Raw genomic sequence first — 1787 nt, 5'->3', positions numbered from 1 at the left:
GACACGAAGTTTGGACCGACTACCCACGCGCACACCTGCCCTTTACATGTCGACGCCTGAATGGCAGAGTATGACCAAATGGCAGGCACTGTCAACAGGACGGAAGGGACGGAGCGTGGGACTCCTTGACGGCAAGGTCGCGATCGTCACCGGAACGAGCCGCGGCGTGGGTGTCGGCATCGCCCATGAATTGCTGCGCGCCGGTGCCACCGTCGTCGGATGCTCGCGCTCACCGCTGGACACCATCCCCGGCATCGACGCAGACTGGGCGCCGCGCGCCGAGCAAAAGGTGTGCGATCAAGGCGATTACCGCTCGATCGACTCATTTGTCAGCGACGTGGTTGCCGCGCATGGCCGGATCGACATCCTGGTCAACAACGCCGGCGGGACCGTCCCGGCACCGCACGCGGAGAGCATTCCCGAGCTCGTGCAACGCGTCCAGGGCGCACCGCGCAGCAACGACGACTACGAACGCTCCGCGCTCTTCCACGCCTTTGCAGTGCAGATGAACCTGATCAGCCCGCTCTGGTTTGCCATCCGCGTGTATCGACAGATCGCCACCCAGGACGGAATCGGTTGCATCATCAATATTTCCAGCGGTGCCGGGCATCCGGCCGGATCACCGACCCTGGTCTCCTACGGGGCGGCCAAAAGCGGGCTCAACCACCTCACCCGTTCGTTGGCGCAGGAGTGGGGGCCTAAGGTCCGCGTCAACTGTGTGGCGCTCGGGCCGACGATGACGGAGAACTTCCGGTCGTTTGTACTGCCCAAAGACGATCCGACCGGCGAAAAGTACTTCGCCGCTGTCCCGTTGCGCCGTGCCGGTGAGCCCGCGGAGGTGGGCCGGGTGTGTGTCTTTTTGGCCAGCGGAGACGCCGACTTTGTCAACGGCACCACCATCGAGCACGACGGCGGCATGCTGCCCGGTGTGCTCTACGACGCCGGTCTGAAGACAATCACCGATCTGCTGTAGCGGCGCTAAGACTGCGCTGAGGCAAACCCGAATACTGACTGAGCGGGCGGATAAGTGCATTGGAGCCGGCCTGCTCGATGATGTGGGCGGTCCAGCCGGTGATACGGCTCATCACGAAAAGCGGTGTAAAGATGGGGATGTCGAAGCCCATCAGGTAATAGGCGGGTCCGGTCGGGAAGTCCAGGTTGGGTTTGATCCCGGTAGCGGCGAACATCTCGGTCTCCAGCACCCGGTAGATGTCCAGCCAGCAGGGTGTACGTACGACAACGCTCGACGAGATCGGGGCCGCATCGGGCGTCGGGCGCGGCCAGCTCTACCATTTCTTCGCCAGCAAGGCCGATCTTGTGGCCGACGTCGTCAGCTTGCAGGTCGAGCGGGTGATCGCGTCGATGCAACCGTCTTTTGCTGAGATGTCGACGGCTGCAGATGTGCGCGCCTGGTGCGACGACGCCGTCCGGGTCTACGCGTCCTCAACCGATCCGATTCGATGCCCGATCGGATCATTAGTGCATGAACTCGACCAGGATGATGGGCCCGCGCGGGATGCGTTGAAAGCGGGGTTTGCGCGGTGGGAAGCGCTTTTCGCCGAAGGACTTCGGCGGGTCGCAGACAACGGTGGCCTGCTCGCAGACACCGATCCAGCCATGCTGGCCGGCGGCCTTCTTGCCGCCTATCAGGGCGGAGTGCTGCTTGCCGATGCAAGCGGTGATGTAGAGCCGTTGCGACGCGCGCTGACGGCGTTGACGGCAGCAGCGCTCATACCGGCCGTCACCGGGTAATTGTTAAGGCACTCAAGCACTTACGGCGACGTCGC

General features: G+C 63.5%; 2 protein-coding genes and 1 pseudogene. 2 read left to right on the top strand and 1 reads right to left on the bottom strand.

What is annotated here, in order from left to right:
- The first annotated feature begins 115 nt into the window (after positions 1–115).
- Positions 116–973, top strand: a complete 858-nt coding sequence (locus WBF82_RS08695; protein WP_424382645.1) for an SDR family NAD(P)-dependent oxidoreductase — start codon at positions 116–118, stop codon at positions 971–973.
- Here the strand turns inward: WBF82_RS08695 and WBF82_RS08690 are convergent.
- A pseudogene (locus WBF82_RS08690) lies at positions 957–1220 on the bottom strand (citrate/2-methylcitrate synthase); the annotation flags it as partial. The gene WBF82_RS08695 and the pseudogene WBF82_RS08690 overlap by 17 nt on opposite strands.
- Here WBF82_RS08690 and WBF82_RS08685 point away from each other — a divergent pair.
- The gene (locus WBF82_RS08685; RefSeq protein ID WP_424382644.1) at positions 1210–1752 is read left to right on the top strand and encodes a TetR/AcrR family transcriptional regulator; all 543 of its coding nucleotides are present in this window, start codon (positions 1210–1212) and stop codon (positions 1750–1752) included. The pseudogene WBF82_RS08690 and the gene WBF82_RS08685 overlap by 11 nt on opposite strands.
- Positions 1753–1787: the final 35 nt, after the last annotated feature.

Source organism: Mycobacterium sp. (assembly GCF_049673265.1).
In the GTDB taxonomy this organism is placed as follows: Bacteria; Actinomycetota; Actinomycetes; order Mycobacteriales; family Mycobacteriaceae; genus Mycobacterium.
The sequence above is the reverse complement of the archived record's forward strand: the minus strand, read 5'-3'. Positions and strand labels throughout refer to the sequence as shown.